Origin of the sequence: Curtobacterium sp. MCBD17_032 (genome assembly GCF_003234855.1) — a bacterium.
GTDB lineage: Bacteria > Actinomycetota > Actinomycetes > Actinomycetales > Microbacteriaceae > Curtobacterium.
Genome location: NZ_QKTO01000005.1, coordinates 148,181 through 165,341, shown reverse-complemented (window position 1 = coordinate 165,341; position 17,161 = coordinate 148,181). Strand labels below are relative to the sequence as shown.

Annotated in this window: 12 protein-coding genes; all 12 read right to left on the bottom strand. The window is 73.9% G+C overall.

Annotated features, from left to right (window positions below):
- Window positions 1-16: 16 nt before the first annotated feature.
- The 12 genes from DEI91_RS09575 to DEI91_RS09520 all read right to left on the bottom strand — a co-directional run bounded on the left by DEI91_RS09575 (window position 17) and on the right by DEI91_RS09520 (window position 16,957).
- On the bottom strand, window positions 17-1,162 hold the full coding sequence (locus tag DEI91_RS09575; protein ID WP_111052074.1) for a glycosyltransferase: 1,146 nt from the start codon (window positions 1,160-1,162) through the stop codon (window positions 17-19).
- A gap of 116 nt (window positions 1,163-1,278) precedes the next feature.
- Window positions 1,279-2,652: an FtsX-like permease family protein gene (locus DEI91_RS09570; protein WP_111052073.1), complete on the bottom strand. Its 1,374-nt coding sequence runs from the start codon at window positions 2,650-2,652 to the stop codon at window positions 1,279-1,281.
- Window positions 2,649-3,383: an ABC transporter ATP-binding protein gene (locus tag DEI91_RS09565; RefSeq protein WP_111052072.1), complete on the bottom strand. Its 735-nt coding sequence runs from the start codon at window positions 3,381-3,383 to the stop codon at window positions 2,649-2,651. Before DEI91_RS09565 ends, DEI91_RS09570 begins: the two co-directional genes overlap by 4 nt.
- 31 nt (window positions 3,384-3,414) lie before the next feature.
- Window positions 3,415-3,936 carry a hypothetical protein gene (locus DEI91_RS09560; RefSeq protein ID WP_111052071.1) on the bottom strand — a complete coding sequence of 174 codons (522 nt, stop codon included), beginning with the start codon at window positions 3,934-3,936 and terminating at the stop codon, window positions 3,415-3,417.
- A 224-nt stretch (window positions 3,937-4,160) separates the two neighbouring features.
- Window positions 4,161-6,959 (bottom strand): LuxR family transcriptional regulator, encoded by a 2,799-nt coding sequence (locus DEI91_RS09555; protein ID WP_111052070.1) that lies wholly within the window; start codon window positions 6,957-6,959, stop codon window positions 4,161-4,163.
- A 79-nt stretch (window positions 6,960-7,038) separates the two neighbouring features.
- Entirely contained in the window at window positions 7,039-7,554 is a 516-nt protein-coding gene (locus DEI91_RS09550) for a MarR family winged helix-turn-helix transcriptional regulator (protein ID WP_111052069.1), read from the bottom strand.
- 77 nt (window positions 7,555-7,631) lie between these two features.
- Window positions 7,632-8,000, bottom strand: a complete 369-nt coding sequence (locus DEI91_RS09545; RefSeq protein ID WP_258374372.1) for a nuclear transport factor 2 family protein — start codon at window positions 7,998-8,000, stop codon at window positions 7,632-7,634.
- Window positions 8,001-8,039: 39 nt separating this feature from the next.
- Complete coding sequence (locus tag DEI91_RS16265; RefSeq protein ID WP_181439550.1) at window positions 8,040-8,501, bottom strand: nuclear transport factor 2 family protein; 462 nt, start codon at window positions 8,499-8,501, stop codon at window positions 8,040-8,042.
- Window positions 8,502-8,611: 110 nt separating this feature from the next.
- Window positions 8,612-9,571, bottom strand: a complete 960-nt coding sequence (locus DEI91_RS09535; protein WP_111052066.1) for an alpha/beta hydrolase — start codon at window positions 9,569-9,571, stop codon at window positions 8,612-8,614.
- A gap of 98 nt (window positions 9,572-9,669) precedes the next feature.
- On the bottom strand, window positions 9,670-10,629 hold the full coding sequence (locus DEI91_RS09530) for an SDR family NAD(P)-dependent oxidoreductase (protein ID WP_181439549.1): 960 nt from the start codon (window positions 10,627-10,629) through the stop codon (window positions 9,670-9,672).
- Between the two features lie 18 nt (window positions 10,630-10,647).
- Complete coding sequence (locus DEI91_RS09525; RefSeq protein WP_111052064.1) at window positions 10,648-11,307, bottom strand: NADPH-dependent F420 reductase; 660 nt, start codon at window positions 11,305-11,307, stop codon at window positions 10,648-10,650.
- Between the two features lie 157 nt (window positions 11,308-11,464).
- Window positions 11,465-16,957, bottom strand: coding sequence for a discoidin domain-containing protein (locus DEI91_RS09520; protein WP_146244258.1), 5,493 nt, complete (start codon window positions 16,955-16,957; stop codon window positions 11,465-11,467).
- Window positions 16,958-17,161: the final 204 nt, after the last annotated feature.

The window sequence follows — 17,161 nt, the reverse complement described above, 5'->3', positions numbered from 1 at the left end:
CCGGGCCCGACGCGGGTCAGGGCCGAGTGGTGTCGGCCGGAGCCGGCGACACACGGTCGACGAGCGCCGCGATCGCGTCCGCGGCGCTCGGACGGAACGCGTTCTCCTGCCGGACCCGGCGCGCTGCCGCGGCGAACACGTCCTCGGTGAGCACCCGGTGCACCGCGGGCCGGACGGCCGTGGGCGCGTCCACGACCACGGCCACGCCCGCCTCGGCGGCACGTGCGGCGTTGATGAACTGGTCGGCGCCCTGCGGGAGCAGCACCATCGGGATGCCGGCGCTCGCCGCCGCGAGCACCGTGCCCGCACCTGCGGCGCTCACGACGACGTCGACGCCGTCCAGCAGGTCCCGCATCGGCCGGAACGGCACGTGGTGGACGTGGTCGGTGTCCTCGAGGTGCTCCCGGACCACTCCGACCGTGGCGACGACGTCCGCCTCGTCCGGGTCCACGGCGTCGATGACCGCGGTGAGGAGTGCGGCGTCGCCGAACACGGTCCCGAGCGTGACGAGCACGCGCGGTCGGTCGGTGGTCGGGAGCGGGGGCAGCGGAGCGGCGTCGTCCGGACGGGTGTGCGGTTCCGCCCGGAACGGGATGGTCAGGGGGTGCTGCGTCCACCCCCGGGCCTGGAGGGACGCCGGCGTCGGGTCGAGCAGCGCGACCGGCGGGGACGGCACGAGTCCCCGGCGACCGTAGCGGGGGAGCACGAGCTCGGTCATCGGGCGCCGGAACTCCTCGGGGACCTCCGGGCCGAAGGCGACGACGGCGTACGGCACGCCGAGCGTCGCCGCGACGAGCGGTCCCACCAGGTCGACCGCGTCCGCGACGACCACGTCGGGACCCCACGCCCGTGCACCGTGGACGGCGTCGTCGACGGTGAGGTCGACGCGGGTCCCGGCGAAGAACTCGGCGACGGCTTCCGGCTCCGGCCGGTTCGCCGGGTCACTGCCGGGGATGCGGCGCGCCACCTCCGCGAACAGCTCGGGAGGCATGGGGCCGGCTGCCAGGACCGGCACGCCGGGCAGTTCCGCGGCGAGGGCGTCACGCATGCCGCCGCTGGTGAGGAGGGCGACCTCGTGCCCCGCCGACCGGGCGGCACGGACGAGCGGGACGAGGGGGAGCAGGTGTCCGAGCGCGGGCACGCCGGAGAAGAGGATGCGCATGGTGCGGCCTTCCTGGTTCGGGGAGCGGGAGGGTGCGCCGGCCCGGCGGGGACGGCGGGGACGGCGGAGCAGGGCGGTCCGGTCGGGAGGCCCGACACGGTCGGGGTGGGTGGGGTTCAGTCCGCGGCGAGGACGAGCGGGATGCTGCGGCGCCGCCCGACGACGAGCGGGAGCGTGCCGGCGGCCACCATGAGGACGAGGCTGACGAGGGCCGCCGGGCCGGCCGCCGCCAGGCCGAGGTGCGGGACGGTCCCGGGGACGGACACGCCGAGGGCGATCGCCTGCCCGCAGCTCGTCACGACGAGGACGACGGCGGAGACGAGCACGGCCGTCCCGACGAGGATGACGGACTCCCACGCGGCCCGGGCGACGACGACACCGCGGGACCCGCCGGCGGCCTCGACGAGCGCGGCCTCCTGCTCTCGCGTGCGCCCGGCCATGAGGACCGTCGCCGCAGCGCCGGACAGGGACACGAGGAGTGGTCCGCCGAGCATGAGGAGGAAGCTCTGCGGAGCCAGACCGGTCAGCGTCGCACCGGTGGACCGTCCGATCGCGTCACCGAGCGTGGCGAACCCGGCCGTGATGCTGCCCGGGAGGGCGATGGTGATGACCAGCGCGCTGACGGTGGCGGTGCTCCGGCCGACGGCGGAGGCCGCCGCGTTGCGCGCGAGGAACCAGGAGGCCGAGCGGTGCGCCGGCACGATCCTCGTCCAGGTGCGGACGACGGCCGGGAACAGGGTCGGACCGACGGCGACCAGGGCGGCCGTGACGAGGGGACCGATGAGCACCACCTGGGCCCCGGCGCGGACGCCTGCCGCCGCCAGCGTGGACGTCATGAGGGCCGCGAGCGCGACGGCGACACCGGCCCCCGCCCATCGACCCCATCCGGTCCCGCGCTGCGCGTCCTCCGGGTCTCGGAGGACCTCGACGGGGCGGACCCGCCCCGCCCGCCGGGACGACCGGAGGCTGCTGAGCACGACCACCGCCGTGACGCTCACGACGACCGCGACGCCGCTGACCACACCGAAGCGCTCGTGGAGGTCCCGGAGTCCGTCGGAGGCCGAGAGACCGACGTGCAGGACGGCCGGCACGACCGGCGCGACGACCAGGCACCCGACGCTGCTGCCGACGAGGGCGACGACGGCGAGCTGCAGCCGCACGATGACCGTGACACTGCGGGACGGGACCCCGACGAGTTGCCAGAGGGCGTACCCGCGGCGCTGGAGGTCGATCGTGAGGCGCGTCACGCTGCCGAGGACGGCCGCGACCGCGACGACCGTCAGGACGACGACGAGGGTCGCGACCGTGGCGAGGCCGGCAGCGCGCAACAGATCGCGCTCGGACCCGGCGGCGACGAGCGCGAGCCCCGTCTCGAGCATCGCCGCCGCGACCGCGGCGGCAGCCGCCGTCGCGATGGTGACGACGAGGGCGCCGACCCAGATGCCGGTGTTCGACCGGAGGTCGCTGAGGACGAGTCGGAACACCGTCACGCCTCCTGTCCGGCAGCGGTGAGCGCGTCGAGGACCTGACCGGCGCTCGGACGGACGAGCTCCCGGTGGACCGTGCCGTCGCGCAGCACGAGCACCCGGTCGGCGCGGGCGGCGGCCTCCAGGTCGTGGGTGACCATCACGACCGCTCGCGTGCCGGTGGCCACCTGTCGCAGGAGCCCGAGCACCGCGTCGCCGGCCGTGGTGTCGAGCGCGCCGGTGGGTTCGTCCGCGAAGACGACCTCGGGCCGGGACGCCAGGACCCGTGCGATCGCGACCCGCTGCTGCTGCCCACCGGAGAGGCTGCCCGGTCGGTGGTCACCGCGGTCGGAGAGCCCGACCGCGGCCAGGGCGGCGTCGACCTCCGTCGCCGACACCGGTCGGTGCGCGAGGCTGGCAGGGAGGGCGATGTTCTGACGCGCCGTCAGGGACGGGATCAGGTTGAACGACTGGAAGACGAACCCGACGGTGGAGCGGCGCAGGGCCTGGAGCTGCTTCGGCCGGAGGGTCTCGAGCCGCTGACCTGCGATCGACACGGACCCGCTGTCGTACGGCTCGAGGGCGGACAGGCAGTAGAGCAGCGTCGACTTGCCGGACCCGCTCGGCCCGACGATCGCGACGAACTCGCCCGGCTGCACGGCGAGCGAGATCCCGCGGAGCACCGGGACCCGCACCTGGTCCGGGCCGGGGAACGACTTGGTGAGACCCGCTGCGGAGAGGAGTGGTTCGGTCATGGTGTCAGTCCATCTCGATCTGGTCGGCGGGTCACGGGTGCTGGGCGGCGTCGTGTGGTGGAGCGGACTCCACCTGCCGGAGCAGTGCCAGCACCCGCGCGTACCGGCGCTCCTGGTACAGGCCGTGCAGGACCGCGAGCACGGCGGCGGTCACCACGCCCGTGACCACCGTGCCGCCCGGCCCCGTCACCGACGACGCCGCGAGCGCTGCCCCCGCGCCGGCGACGATGCAGTTCACGCCCGCGATCGCGCTCGACAGCGTGGAGAAGACCCCGCGCCACGACAGTCGCAGGCCGATGTCGATGAGTTCGTTCGGCGCGGCCCGTGTGCCCGGGAGGGGGAAGTACCGCCCGGCGCCCGGCAGGATCGTGCCGTACCACCGGCGGATCCGCTGCATCGCGGCGAGCGCGACGACGTCCTCGAGCGAGGTCTGGACGAGTCGTTCGTACGTGAACACCCCGAGCAGGACGACGACGGGCACGACCACCGCCAGGTAGCCCCGTGCGTAGTCGGTGTCCGCGAGGGAGCACGAAGTGCTCGGTGACGAGCGCACTGGAGAAGGCGGACGGCGCGTCCGGCAGGCGCGCTGCCGCGTCGTCTGCGGGGTCCTGCGTCGGGTGCGGCACCGTGCCTCCAGGCCGTGTCTGCCGGAGGCGGTCCCCGGCACCAGGAGTGGGCGATCGACGGCTGCCCACCCACGGCCCGAGGGGCCGTCCGACGAGCGTGGCAGGCGTGCCCTGCACCCGGCATCCGTCGACTGACGTACTCCCGGGCCGCTCAGTCCTGGTCGGCGTGTCCGGACGCGGCGAGCGCCTCCGCGAGTCCGGCGCGGCTGCTGACCCCGAGCTTCGGGAAGACCTTGTACAGGTGGGTGCTCACCGTGCGGTGCGACAGGTAGATCCGGTCCGCGATCTCGCGGTTCGACATCCCCGCTGCCGCCAGCCGGGCGATCTGCAGTTCCTGCGGGGTCAGCGGCGCGCTCGCCGCCGGCGGCCCGGAGCGGCCGTTCGGCGGGGCTTCGCCGGCGGCGCGGAGTTCCGCCGCGGCCCGGGCGGCGAACCCGGCGGCGCCCGCGGCGACGAATTCGCTGAGCGCCTCGCGGAGGTGCGTCCGCGCCTCCACGACCCGGCGTTCCCGGCGGAGCCACTCGCCGAACAGCAGGCGCGTGCGCGCGAGCTCGACGGGGGACTCACTGAGCTGACCCGCCTCCACGGCCCGGAGGTAGTAGGACTCGGCGTGCTCCGGCGGTGCGAGCAACGCCCGGCTCCGGAGCACGAGCGCGGTGAGGTGCGCGGACCGGAAGGTGCTGGCGACGGCCTCGGCCTCGGTGAGGGCCTCGGCGACGGACTCCGGTCGGCCGCCGTGTACGGCGGCTTCCGTCCGGTCGGCGATGGCCCAGAGCGAGCGAGTCGGGTGCACCGTCATGCGGGTGAACTCGACCTGGGCGTCCCGGTGGCGGTGCTGTCCGAGCGCGACGAGGCCCGCCGCCCAGCGTGCGTCGGCACTGGCGAGTGCGAGCCGTCCGCCCAGCGACCGCGCTGAGCCGTCGCGGAGCGCCTGTTCGGCAGCCGTGGCGTCGCCGAGCAGTGCGTGTGCCCGGGCGAGCGTGCCGTACGCCATGCCGGCGACGAGGGGGAGCTGGCTCTCGGTGGCCATCCGGACGGCGTACTCGGCGTCGGCGACGGCGTCCCGGATCCGCCCGCGGAGCAGGAGGATCGTGGAACGCCCGCGGAGGGCCTGGGCCTCGTCCGCCACGGCGCCGAGTTCGTGTGCGCGCTCGTAGGCGAGCTCCCAGCACGTCAGCGCCGTCTCGAGGTCCTGGAGGGACTCGGCGGCGATCGCGAGCGAGGCGATGCCGAGGGGGGAGTCGGTGAGCTGGGGGACGAGGTGCGGGAGGTCCGCCCGGGCCGCGGGAGCCGTGCCGAACGGGTTGAGCAGGGCGAGGGCGACCGGCTTCAGCGGGCTCGCGGAGGACAGGCCACGGAGCTGCGTCTCGATCGCGTGCCACTCGGCGCGGGGCAGGTTCCGCCCGCGGACGCTCAGGGCCCAGACCCAGAGGACCTCCACGAGCCGGTCGGTGTGCTCGGCGCCGCCCAGCACGGACCGGACGTGGTCCGTCTCGATGCGGCCCGCGCCGGGGGATCCCGTGGTCAGGCTGAGGACGGTGCGGGTCACGGCGGTGGCGGTCACCGTGTCCGGGTCGCCGGCCAGGGCGTCCACCTGCTCGAGGAGCTCGAGCGCCTCGCTCGTCATGCCGGCGGCGCGCGCGGTCTCCGCCGCCCGTCCGAGCCGACGGGCCCGCCCGGCGTCCCCCTGGGACAGCGTGGCCGCGCGTTCGTAGGCGCGGACCGCCTCCGGTCGTGCGCCGCGCTGCTCGGCGCGACGCGCGACGGTCTCGAGGTCGGTGGCGATCGTCTCGTCGCGCTCGAACGTGGCGGAGGCCCGGTGCCAGGCAGCACGGGTCTCGTCGCGGGCGACGGACGCGAGCGCGCGGTGCGCGGCGGCGAGTTCCGCGGCGGTCGCGCTGCCGAGGACGGCGGACCGGAGGAGCGGGTGCCGGAAGTGCAGGGTGGCGAGGTCGGTGCGGAGGAGCCCGCGGACCTCGAGCGGCCCGAGGTCGGCCAGTCCGAGGTCCATCGTGCGCGCGGCCGCCATGACGTCCTGGAGCACGGCGTCGTCGGCGGCGGCCGCGAGGACCAGGAGTGCCCGGCTGCCGGCCGGGACGGCCGAGAGTTGGTCGAGGAACGCCTGCTCGAGCCGGCGGGTGGTCGGGAGCCGGGTGGCGAGGGAGGTCCCGGCGGCGCCGGTGGCGGCGAGCGCGGCCGGGAGCTCGCGGAGGGCGAGCGGGTTGCCGCCGGCCTCGGCGAGGATGCGCCGACGAGCCGTCTCCGACAGCCCCCCGGCACGCTCGGCGAGCAGGGCCTCCGCGGCGTCCTCCCGCAGCGGACCGAGTTCGAGGCGAGCGGCGGAGCAGGGGAACGCGCTGACGGGATCGTGCCCGGTCCGGGCGGTCGCGACGACCACGATCGGCGCGTTCGAGAGCCGCAACCCGATGAAGTCGAGGACCTCGGCGCTCGAACGGTCGACCCAGTGCAGGTCCTCGACGCGCACGAGGACCGGGCGGTGCGCGGCGGCCTCCTCGAGCAGGCCGAGGGCCGCGGTGCTCACGAGGAGCCGGTCCGGCACGGGGCCGTCGTGGAGGGCGAGCGCGGTGAGCAGTGCACCGCGCTGTCGTTCCGGCAGGGCGTCGGCGTAGGGGAGCAGGGGGTGCAGCAGTTCGTGGAGGCCGTCGAACCCGACCGCGTTCGACCCCTGGACGCCCGTGCACCGGAGGACGCGGTGCCCGGCGCGGCGGGCGTGTGCCTCGACCGCGGCGACGAGGGCGGTCTTGCCCATCCCGGCCTCGCCCTCGACGAGCACCGCCGTCCCGCCCTCGCCCGCCCGGTCGAGCAGGGCCGTCAGGGCAGCGAGTTCCTCGTCGCGACCGAGGAGCGGGCGCTGTTCGTCCGTGCTGAGGCGGAGGACGCGTCCGTCGGCTCCGGCCTGGAGGCCCGCCCCGGGTCCGTCTGCGCCCATCGCCGATCCCCCCCCACCATTTGCGTGATCTTTCACCCAAATCTACGTGGTGGCGTCGTGGTCGGCAAGCCGGCGACCCCTACGGGTGGTCGGCGGGGCGCGGCAGGGTGCCGTGGTCGATGACGGTCTCGTACACGCGCTCGAGGACCTCGGCGAAGCCCGGCAGCTCGGCGCTGTCGAGTCCGCTGAAGAACATCCGCTTGACCAGGTCGGTGTGGTCGGGAGTCGCGTCACGCAGGGTCCGCCAGCCGTCCTCCGTGAGCGCGACCGCGGTGCTCCGACGGTCCTGGTCCCAGCGACGCAGCTCGACGAGGCCGCGCTCGGCCAGGCGCTTCGTGTGGTGGGAGGCGCGGCTGCGCTCCCAGCCGATGCGCGTGGCCAAGGCGGTCATCGTCATCACGCCGTCCGGCTCGCTCGTCAGGGCGACCAGGACGTCGTAGTCGGCGAGCGAGATGTCGCTGTCCGCGCGGAGCTGCCGGTTCATCTCGTACCGGAGGCGCAGCTGCAGCTTCATCCAGGCGTACCAGACCCGGATCTGCTCGTCGGTGAGGAACGCGTACGGCGACTCCGGAGGGACCTCGTCCTGTCCTGCCATCGACCGTCACCTCCCGTCGCCCGACCACCGGACGCCCGACCATCATGGCAGGGCGTCCGGCGCGGGCTGGCCGACCGTCAGGCGGGCGGAGCGCTCGTCAGGAGCGTGTAGACCTTCGCGATCACGTCGCCCTCGATGAAGCAGATGTCCATCCCGGACACCACCGGCGGCTGTCCCTCCGGGCCGAAGTGCCAGGCGAGGTACCCCATGCCGTGGTTCTCGTACACCGGTCCGGCGGGGGAGAAGACGAAGCCGGGCGCCTCGTCGAGCAGGCGTTGGGCCTTGGCGTGCAGGGCATCGTGCCCGACGACGACCTCGTCGGGGTCGAGGAAGGCGACGTCGGGAGCGTAGGTGCGCTCGATCGCCGCCCGTCGACGGTCGGGGTCGCGTTCGCCGAACACGTCGAACAGGTTGGCGTGCATGAGGGACTCGAGGGGTTGGGACACGGTGGGCTCCGGACGGTCGGGAGGTGGGTGTGGTCGGGGTCAGGGGTGGGACGGTGCGCGGTCGGTCCAGTCGAACACCAGGTGTCGGACCGCGATCGCCCACGCGCCGTCCACCCGGACGAAGCGGTCGAGGTAGCGGATCGACATCGTGAGGAGGGTCCGCTCGGAGCCCTCGTGCAGGACGTGGAACGCGACGCAGTACGTCTCGCCCTCGGCTTCGTCGGCTCCGGTGAACCGGATGGTCGACTGGCCGTTGAGGTACGTCGTCACGTCGTACTGCTCGACGAGGCCGGCGAACGTCTCCTCGAGGCGTTCACGCCCGCGGATCGTGTCGACCGGCTCGGTGGTCGACGGATCGCCCTGGAAGAGGACGACGACGCCGTCCTCGGTGAACACCGACGCCTCGAGGCGGGCGTCGCGGCGGTCGGCGCCCCGGGCGTAGGTCGCCAGCAGGGTGCGGATCTCCTCGCGGGCGACGAGGGTCTCGAGTGTCTCGGTCACGGCTGCTCCTCGGTGGTCGTGGTCGTGCTCTCTGGTGGACGGTCGGACGGACGCACCGACGGACGGACGGGAGGGCGCGGTGGGTCGGGTCACCACCGCGCCCGTCGCCGTCAGGCCAGGGCCGTGCGCAGCGAGGCGGTGGCCAGCAGGAGCGCGTGCTTCGCGGCCTCGGTGTCGTGCAGCGAGTTCACCATCACGAAGTCGTGCGTGATGCCGCCGAAGCGGGCGTTCGTGGCCTTGACGCCGGCCTCGCGCAGCCGTGCGGCGAAGGCCTCGCCCTCGTCGCGGAGCACGTCCGCCTCGGCGGTGATGACCAGCGTCTCGGGCAGGGTCGCGAGCGTCTCGAGCGGCGCGCGGAGCGGCGACACCGTCGGGAGCGCACGGACCGCCTCGTCGGTCGTGTACTGGTCCCAGTACCACTGCATGCCGGCGCGGGTGAGGAAGTAGCCCTCGGCGAACTCCTGGTACGACCCGGTGTCGAACGCGGCGTCCGTCACCGGGTAGAACGCCACGAGCTTGACGAACTCGACGTCCCCGCGCTCGGCGGCGAGCAGCGACAGCGCGATCGCCATGTTGCCGCCGACCGAGTCGCCCGACACCGCGAAGCGGGACGCGTCGAGGCCCTTGTCACGGCCCTCGCGGACGACCCACTGCGCCGCCGCGTACGACTGCTCGAGGGCGACCGGGTGGCCGGCCTCCGGCGAGCGGTCGTACTCGGGGAAGACGACGGCGGCGTTCGACCCGATCGCCAGGTCCCGCACGAGTCGGTCGTGGGTGTGGGCGTCGCCGAAGACCCAGCCGGCGCCGTGCACGTACAGGATGACGGGCAGGTTCGCCGTCGTGCCGGCCGGCTTGACGAGGCGGATCTTCACGGTGCCGGTGGGGCCGCCCGCGATCTCGAGCCACTCCTCGTCGACGTCGGGCTTGAAGATCGGGGTGTCCTGGACCGCGTCGACGGCCTTCCGGCCCTCCGCCGGCGGCAGCTCGTTGAGGAAGGGCGGGGTGGACGTCGCGTCGACGAACTCCTGCGCGGCGGGTTCGAGGGCGATGCCCTTCGGGTTTCCGGCCATGGTGTTGCTCCTTGTCGGGATGTCGGTGGGATGGGTGGGGCGGTCCCCACGTTCGCAGCGGGGCCGACGATGCGGCATCCGTCAGCTGACGTATCCGCTCAGAGCGCGCTCGTGCCGAGCTCCCAGAGGCGGTCGGCGTTCCCCCGGTCGAGGGCGTACCGGGCGACACCGCGGTCGTGACCCGTGCCGTCGTCGAGCACCGGGGCCTCCTGGTTGTCCTCGAAGTACCGTGCGGTCACGCCGGACAGGAGCGGTGAGGCGACGAGCAGCGTCGAGGTGGCGGCACCCTGCGCAGGCGTCTTGTAGAACGGTTGCTCGATGCGGTTGCCCGCCTCGTCCATCGCACCCATCGCGCGCAGGGTGTCGTCGTCGAGGTGCCGCTGGAGGCCCGTGGTGATCCACCCGGGCATGAGGCTGTTCGCGGTGACGCCGTCCGCCGCCCACCGTTCGGCGACGCCCACGGCGAGCAGGACGTCGGCCGTCTTCGACTGCGCGTACGCCGCCCAGCGGTCGTAGGGGCGCTCCGCGAACTGCGGGTCCTCGAAGTGGAACGGTGAGCGCAGGTGGGCGGTGGAGCTCACCGTCACCACCCGTCCGTCGCCGGACTCGGCGACGGCGTCGCGGAGCTCGAGCAGGAGCGCGAGGTGTCCGAGGTGGTTCGTCGCGAGCTGCATCTCCCACCCGGCGGCGGAGAGCTGCCGGTCGGGCAGCGCCATCACGCCGGCGTTCGCCACCACCCCGTGCAGGGGACCGACACGATCGTCGGTCCAGGAATCGGTGAACCGGCGGACCGAGGCGAGGTCGGCGAGGTCGAGCGGGCGGACGTGCACGCGGCCCGCCGTCCGGCCGGTCTGTCCGAGCGTCGCGGTGGCCCGGGCGGGGTCGCGGACGCCCACGACGACCTCGGCACCGGCACCTGCGAGGGCCAGGGCGGTCTCGGCTCCGATGCCGGAACCGCCGCCCGTGACGAGGTACCGCCGGCCGTGCAGGTCGACGTCGGCGAGCACGTCGGCCGCGGTGGCCGACGCCGGGAAGGGGGTGCGGATCAGGTCGGTCACGATCGCCGTGCCTCCCGGTCAGGACCGACGTGCCGCGGCGAGTGCCGCGGTCATGCCGTCGCGGTCGAGTCGGACGCCGTACGCGGGCTGGTCGCGCTCGTACCGCCACCCCTCGCTGAGCGGCCCGACGTCGACGACGTCGAACCCGAACCGGTCGAGCAGGCCGCTCACGACCGCCTTCGCGTCCGCGTCGTCGCCGGCGACCGGCAGGGCCCGGCGGCCGGGGGTGCCGGCCGGGGAGCCGTCCGTGGTGACGTCGGCGGCTCCGAGGTTGTTGAACGCCTTGACGACCGACGCCCCCGGGAGCGCCCGCTGCAGCAGCTCCGACGTCGTGGGGTGCTGGTCCTGCTCGAGCTCCTCGACGGGGCCGGAGTACTCCGGGTAGTAGTTGCCGGTGTCGACCACGACCGTGCCCGTGAACGCCTCCGCCGGCAGTGCCGCGTACCCGGTGACGGGGATCGCGACGACGACCACGTCGGCGGCCTTCGCGGCGTCGGCCACCGACGCGGCACCGGCGAGCGGGGCGAGCTCGGTGATGAGTTCCTCGAGCGTCTCCGGTCCGCGCGAGTTCGCGACGACGACGTCCAGGCCGACCTGCGTGGCGCGTCGGGCGATCTGCGAGCCGACGTTGCCGGCGCCGATGACGCCGAGGGTCTGGACGGGGGTGGGGCTGGCCATGCGGTGCTCCTGACGTGGTGGGTGCCGTGGTCCCTCCAGGTTCTGCGGTCCGTCCCCGCCCGGGCATCCGTCGGACGACGTAACCGCGTCGCGGTCGGGCGGGCGGTCGGGCGGTCCCGATCCGACCGCCCGACAGCGGCATGGCTGCTCTCCGGGCCTACCGGATCTCGAGGTCGTACACCGAGTACCCGTACGGCGTCGCGCGCTCGACCCCGTGCAGGCGGACGTACCGCCACGAGCCGGCGAGGGTGAGGCGGTCGGTCCCGCCGTCGCCGTCCGTCTCGGTCGCGAGCGTGGTCCACCCGTCGTCCGTCGCGTTCCGCGCCTCGACGCGGTAGGCGCGGCCGAACGCGTCCTCCCACCGCACGACGGCTCCGTGCAGCTCGTGCTCGGCGCCGAGGTCGACCGCGAGCCACTGGTCGTCGGTGTGCCCGCTCGCCCAGCGGGAGCCGGGGTCGCCGTCGACGGCGTTGCGTGCCGGGACCCCGTCACCCTCGTCGGCCGAGGACGAGACGGCCGCGCCGTGGGCGAGGTCGGGGGTCGGGGCACCCTCGGTCGAGAACACCCGGAGGGCCCACAGGGAGACGCCGTACGCCGTGTGCCGGCGGTCCGCGATCAGGCGGACGTACCGGGCGGAGACGTCCTGGAGCGCGTGGACCGCAGCGCCGCCCGCGCCGTGCTGCTCATCGGCGACCGTCCGCCAGTCGCCGTGCGGGTCGTCCCGGACCTGGATGCGGTAGGCCTCGGCCGAGGCGGCCTCCCAGTCGACCTGGACCTGGTCGACGGGCACGACGGCGCCGAGGTCGACGGCGATCCACTGGTCGTCACGGGCGGCGCTGGACCAGCGGGTGGACCCGTCTCCGTCGACCGCGTTGCGGCCGGCGAGGTCACCGCGCTCGTCGGAGGACGTGGTCACCGGCTTGCCGACCGCGACGTCCCGCGACGGGCCGGGTCCGTCCGGGCCGGGTCCGTCCGCGCCCGTGCCGTCCTCGGCGTGCTCGACGAGTGTCGTGACGGTCGCCTGCGCGGAGGCCCGGCCGACGGTGGCGGTGACGGTCGCGGTGACACCGCCGTCACGTCCGGCGGTGACGACGCCGTCGCCGTCGACGCTGCCCGTGCCGACGTCGTCGCCGCCCGCGACGGACCACGCCGGTCGGTCCGCGGCGAGGAGGCCGCCGTACCCGTCGCGGTCGAAGCCGTACGCCCGGAGCCCGACGGTGGCGGCGGGGCGGACGGTCGCCGACCGCGGAGCGAGCAGCACGTCGTCGACCTGGACGGCGGACGCGGCCGGGGTGCCGGACACGTGCACCTCCCAGATCGAGTAGCCGTAGCCGGTCAGACGCTGCGTCATGTGCAGGCGGACGAACCGGGCGCTCGTGCCGACCTGGACGGTGTCGGCGTCCGCGGTGGTCTTCTCGACCGTGCGGACGTCCCGCCAGTCGTCGTCCGCGCTGTCCTTGACCTGGACGACGTACTGCTCGGCGGCGGCGGCCTCCCAGTCGACCTGCACGGTGGTGACGTCGGTGCGCCGACCGAGGTCGATCGTGTAGTCGACGTCGTCGGCCCCGTGCGCGCTCTCCCACCGGGTGCCGCGGTCGCCGTCGACGGCCTTGCCGGCGGTGTTGCCACCGTCGGTCGAACTCGCGACGACATCGGCACCGGCCGCGGCGTCGGGGATCGCCGTGACGGACGCCACGACGGCGGTGCCCTCGACACCGGTGCCTGCCACGCCGGCACCGGTGGCGACGACGTACCCGGATCCGGCGCCGGTGGTCGTCACGGTGCCGTCGGGAGCGGCCGTGCCGGGCCCGGTGTAGGTCCAGGTGACGTCCCCCGGCAGTGCTGCGGGGTCGCCGTACTGGTCGTGGCCCGCGGCCCGGAACCGTTGCGGGGTGCCGACGACGAGACGGTCGACACCGGGGGTGACGTCGATGCCGGTGAGGACCGGTGCCGGGGCGACGCGGAACGCGACCGAGCCGTGCACGTCACCGACGGTCGCGGTCACCGTCGCCCGGTCCGACCGACCGGCGGCACGGAGGACGCCGGTGTCGCTGATCGTGCCGGCGTCGGTCGACCAGGTGACGTCGCCGAGGTCGACGGTCGCGCCGTACTGGTCGCGACCGGTCGCCGTGAAGGTGGTCGTCGACCCCGGGACGATCGTCTTCGGGTCGCCGTCGGCGTGCACCTCGATCTCATCCAGGTGCGCGTCGAGGTGCGACGTGATCTGCGTCTGCGCCGGGACCGCGATCTGCCCGATGACCTCCGTGCCCTCGTACACGTCGTAGGTGTGCTGCACGGTGTCGGGGTTGTCGAGCACGTAGCTGATCGTCCCGTCGGCCGCGCGGAACACCTGGCTGAGCGGGTCGGAGGTGTGCCGGTCGGTGACCTCGGTGCCGACGGTGCGGTTCGACATGGCCTGGTGGTAGACGAGTCCGGCCATCGACTGTCCGGTCACGGCCGGGTCCTCGGCGTCCCACAGTGCGGCGTGGACGTCGGCGTAGGTGTCCGGGTCGTACTGGCCGAGGAAGCCGAGGACGACGTTGCCGAGCGCGTCACCCATGCCGCTGAAGACCCGCGCGGCGTGCGCGGTGTCCTCGCCGGGCGTGTGGTCGGTCAGGTCGACGCCGTACAGCCCGTCGATGGTGGCCGTGTCGGCGCGGAAGTCGTCGACGAGGAACGGCAGGAGCGGCGACGGCACCGGCCAGTCCTTCGGCAGCTTGTCCGCCGTCGGTCCGTCGAGCTCGGCGGGGACGAGCGATGCCGGCAGCCTGTCCGGGGTCCAGTACCGGTCCGGGAACACCACCCGTCCGTCGTCGTCGACCGACACGAGCAGCGTGTCGGTGGCCTGGTCGTACAGGCGGTTCGCGGCGGTGCGCTGCGTCACGTACCCGGGGTGGTTCGCCTCGACGCTGCGGATCGCCTCCTGCAGCTCACCGATGGCGGCCGGGCGGTCGCGGCTGATCGTCGCGTCACCGTAGGTCCCGACGCCCCACCACTTCTTCGTGAGCATCTGGATCCGGCCGGCGTTGCCGTCGGTGACCCCGGCCTGGCCGAGGGCCCGTGGTCGGGCCGCCATCATCTCCCGCATGAGCGCCTTCGAGAACCCGGGGTCCCATCCGAAGTAGTCGAACCAGGGTGCGGTCGGCATCCACTGGATGCCGGAGATCCAGGCGGGGTCACCGGAGAAGTACGTGGCGTGGGCCTGTCCGGAGTCGAAGAGGATCCCGGCCTGCCCGTGCTGGTAGGCCTCGGGGAACGCCCCGTTGCCGTCGTACGACGCCGAGGCGGGGTTGCCGCGGACGTTCTGCCAGTAGTCGCGGACGGCGGCGCGCTCGGTGACGTACTGCATCGCGCCGGTGGCCTGCATGTCGGCGTCGCCGAGGACGGAGCCGAGCAGGAACAGGCCGGCTTCCGACTGGATCGCCTCGGACGACGATTCCTGGTTGTTGCCCCCGGGGGAGGACACACCGCCCGCGTTCGACCGGCCTTCCCAGACGCCGAAGGTCCGCAGGTGCGGGAAACGGGCGTCGTCACGGTCCCAGTTCGCGTACTGCTTGACCACGAGGGTCGCCATGCCCTCGTACCGGTCCGCCCAGGCGGGGTCCACCCGGCCGAGGAGCGCCGTCGCGACGGCGAAGTAGCCGTAGTGGAAGTGGTTGTCGTTGAACTGCGCGGAGCCGTACGAGTCGGCGAACCCGATGAGGGCCTTCCACGTCGGGTACATGGCGAAGAAGTGCTCCTTCTCGCCGTCCGTGTACGTGTACCAGTCGGTCAGGGCCGTCTCGAGCGTGTCCTGCAGCTTCCGGGCGTCCTCGGTGGCACCGATCTGCCGGGCGATGGTCATGTACTCGGCGAGTTGCAGGACGTCCTTGCCACCCCAGTACGTGTCGCCGCCGTACGTGGTCTTCGCGGCGTAGTCGTGCAGGTACCGCCGCATGACGTCCTCGGAGTACGGGTCGTCCCCGACGGCCTCGGGGGAGGCGCCGATCGGCGTGATGCCCGTGAACCGGTAGTCGAGCGTCCACCCGTCGTGTCCGACCGTGGTCTTCATGGTGCCGCGCGGGGTCGCGTAGGTGGCGCCGGTGAAGCGCAGGTTCGTGGTGGCGTCGGCGTACTGGTGCTGCAGCCAGCCCTGCACGGTGTCGTGGTCGTCGCCCTGGAGGGTGTCGGTGTCGATCGACCACTGCTGCCGGACGTTCGCGGCGGCGGCGTCGTAGGAGTACGCCATCGTCGTGTCGCGCGGGACGGCGAACGCGGTCCGGTGCAGGTCGTCCAGCGTGAGCCCGGTCTCGGGGACCGCGCTGAGGACCAGGTACGGCGTGCCGGAGGAGGCCTCGAGCACGTTCCCCGTCCGGGTGAAGGTCGTGCGGTCCGGAGCGTGCACGCCGAAGACGTGCCCGTCCTGGCGGATCTCGAAGCGGTCCGTCGTCACCGGCAGGTCGAGCGGCTGGCCGTCGCCGTCGGTGACCTCGGCACCCTCCTGCAGGGTGATCCGGGGCGTCATGCCGTGGAACTCGAACCACTCGTAGGGCGAGCCCTGCATGCTCGTGACGTCCATGTACTGGCCGCCGGGGCCGTCCTGCGGCATCCGCCAACTGACGTTCCAGTCGCCCCAGCGGAGTGCGTCGGCCTGCTTCGCGGAGAACGACGTGGAGAACCGCTCGGCGAGGCCGTCCGGGGCGTCGGTGAGCATCACCTGGTCGACGAGGACGTGTGCCCACCCGGCGCGGAGGTCGTCGACGATCCGCAACCGGGCGGTCTGCCCCTGGAAGCGCGAGACGTCCCAGCTGTCCCACCGCAGGCGCTCGCTGTCGGTCCCGGTGCTGCTCGCGACGACGTCGCCGTCGACGAGCAGCTGCACGGCTTCGTGGTCGGGGTGGTCGCCCCCGCCGACGAGGAAGGCGAGCGTCGACCGGTCGATCGTGAAGGACGGGGAGGTGAGCGTCCCCGTCGCGCCGTCGCCGTCGGCGTCGGTGAAGGAGTCGAGGAAGCGGGACCCGAGCCATCCGGCGACCTCGCTCTGCCCCGCCGCGGTGCCGGACGCGGTCCGGTCGAACGCGTCACCGGTGGCGACCCAGCCCGTCGGCACGCCGTCCTCGAAGTCGGCGAGCACGCGGTCGGACGCGTCCGGGGTCGGCTCGACGGTCCCGCCGACGGTGACGGGTGCCTCGAGGCGCATCGCCGTGCCGTCGCTGTTCCAGCGGGTCGGGATGGTGACCTTCGTGCCCGCGGCGCTGTTCGACGACACGAACGGGTAGGCCCACATGTCGCCGGAGTACTCGCTGACGAGCAGGTCGGTCCACCACTGGTTCGTCGGCACGGGCTCCCCGGCCTGGGACGGGTCGATGTACAGCCGCTGGTCGAGCGTCTCCTGCACGTCGGCGCTGTCCGTGATGGTCGTCGGCGGGGTCGGGGCGTAGGAGCCGTCACCGACCCGCACGCCGTCGGCGGCCGGTCCGGCAGCACGGGTCGCGGCGTCCTGGTGACCGACGGCCGCGGTCGTCGCGTCGGTCGGCGACCGCGGGACGCCGGCGGTGGTGGCGGACGCAGCGGGCGGACCGACGAGCGCGAGCAGGGTGGCCGCGGTCAGGGCCGAGGCGGTGACGGCGAGGACGGACCTCGTGCGGACGGCGGAACGCGGTGAGCTCACCGGGGACTCCTGTCGGAGGGGCGGGCCGGACGCGGCGGACTCCGCGGTGCTCGGCTGGGGCTGGTGGTGCGGGACCTGCACCCGGACTGATCGGCAGGGCATGACGATCCGTCAGCGATCCGGGTCCCGGTCCTGGATCCTGACCGCCTCCGGGACGACCCGCACGGGTGCGGGCAGGACACCCGTGGTGGACCCAGCTCCACC

Bases quoted from the DNA above. Each gene is read 5' to 3' on its own strand.
- DEI91_RS09575 (WP_111052074.1), bottom strand. From the start codon at position 1,162: ATGCGCATCCTCTTCTCCGGCGTGCCCGCGCTCGGACACCTGCTCCCC.
- DEI91_RS09565 (WP_111052072.1), bottom strand. From the start codon at position 3,383: ATGACCGAACCACTCCTCTCCGCAGCGGGTCTCACCAAGTCGTTCCCC.
- DEI91_RS09555 (WP_111052070.1), bottom strand. From the start codon at position 6,959: ATGGGCGCAGACGGACCCGGGGCGGGCCTCCAGGCCGGAGCCGACGGA.
- DEI91_RS09550 (WP_111052069.1), bottom strand. From the start codon at position 7,554: ATGGCAGGACAGGACGAGGTCCCTCCGGAGTCGCCGTACGCGTTCCTC.
- DEI91_RS09535 (WP_111052066.1), bottom strand. From the start codon at position 9,571: ATGGCCGGAAACCCGAAGGGCATCGCCCTCGAACCCGCCGCGCAGGAG.
- DEI91_RS09525 (WP_111052064.1), bottom strand. From the start codon at position 11,307: ATGGCCAGCCCCACCCCCGTCCAGACCCTCGGCGTCATCGGCGCCGGC.